Raw genomic sequence first — 1,266 nt, forward strand, 5'->3', positions numbered from 1 at the left:
CGTCCTTGCGGTAGGTGCGCACCGTGGAGCCCGCGGCGCCCGAGGTGCCCTGGGGCGCGCGGCCGGCGGCGTCCGCGGCCTGGGCGGCCGCCTGGTCGCGCAGCGCGGAGCTGCCGCCGTCGGGGTCGGCCGGGCCGGAGTAGGTGGCGTGCGCCAGCGCCGGGCTCTGCTCGGCGGGCGGCTCGGGCGCGGAGCGGCGCACCTCGATGCGCAGGACGGTGCGCAGGTAGTCCTCGTACATGGTGTCGACGAGCGTCTGGAAGGCGGCGTAGGCCTCGGACTTGTACTCGACGAGCGGGTCGCGCTGGCCGAAGCCGCGCAGCCCGATGCCCTGCTTGAGGTAGTCCATCTCCTGCAGGTAGTTCATCCAGCGCGTGTCGATGACGCGCAGCATGACCTGCGTGTTGAGGTCACGCATGAGGCGCTCGCCCAAGCGCTCGGACTTCTGCTCGTAGCACTCCTCGACGTAGGCCAGCGCGTCGCGCTTGAGCTCGTCGTAGGACTCGTCGGCCAGGCGCGGGGCGTCCTGGTGCCCGGTGAGTTCCACGAGCCACTTGTGCAGGCCCTCGAGGTCGCGCTCGCCGTCGTGCGAATCGGGGGTGCAGAACTCCTGGACGCAGCGGGAGACCGTGTCGTCCATGACGTCGGTGATATGGCCGGCGAGGTCCTTGCCGTCCAGGATCTTGTTGCGCTCGGCGTAGATGACCTGGCGCTGCTTGTTCATGACGTCGTCGTACTCGAGGACGTTCTTGCGCATGGAGAAGTTGATGTTCTCGACCTTGCGCTGGGCGCCCTCGACGGCCTTGGAGATGATCTTGTTCTGGATGGGCATGTCGTCGGGCATGTCGTAGCGCTGCATCATGGCGCCGACCTTGTCCATGCGGTCGCCGCCGAACAGGCGCATCAGGTCGTCCTCGAGCGAGAGGTAGAACTGGGTCTCGCCGGGGTCCCCCTGGCGGCCGGAGCGGCCGCGCAGCTGGTTGTCGATGCGGCGGGACTCATGGCGCTCGGTGCCGATGACCGCCAGGCCGCCGGCCTCGAGCACGCGCTCGCGCTCGGAGGAGCAGATCTCGCGGGCGCGGGCGCGGGCGGCGTCGAGCTCGGCGGAGATGCGGGCGAGGGTCTCGGCGTCCACCTCGATGCCCTGCGCGGCGAGGGCCTCGGGCGTGAGGCGCGCCGGGTCGCCGGCGGCCAGGATGCGCTCGAGCACGGGGTGGTCGATGCCGAAGTCCAGGGCGAGCACGTCCTCCTGCGCCATCTCGTCGG

1 protein-coding gene is annotated in these 1,266 nt (G+C 70.7%); it reads right to left on the reverse strand.

Annotation, left to right across the window (positions count from 1 at the left end; translation table 11 throughout):
* Positions 1–1,266 (reverse strand): preprotein translocase subunit SecA (locus INF29_RS14310; protein ID WP_456298265.1); only part of this gene is annotated, 1,266 nt, incomplete at both ends.

The sequence above is a fragment of the Anaerotignum lactatifermentans genome (assembly GCF_014982935.1).
Taxonomy (GTDB): domain Bacteria; phylum Bacillota; class Clostridia; order Lachnospirales; family Anaerotignaceae; genus Anaerotignum; species Anaerotignum lactatifermentans.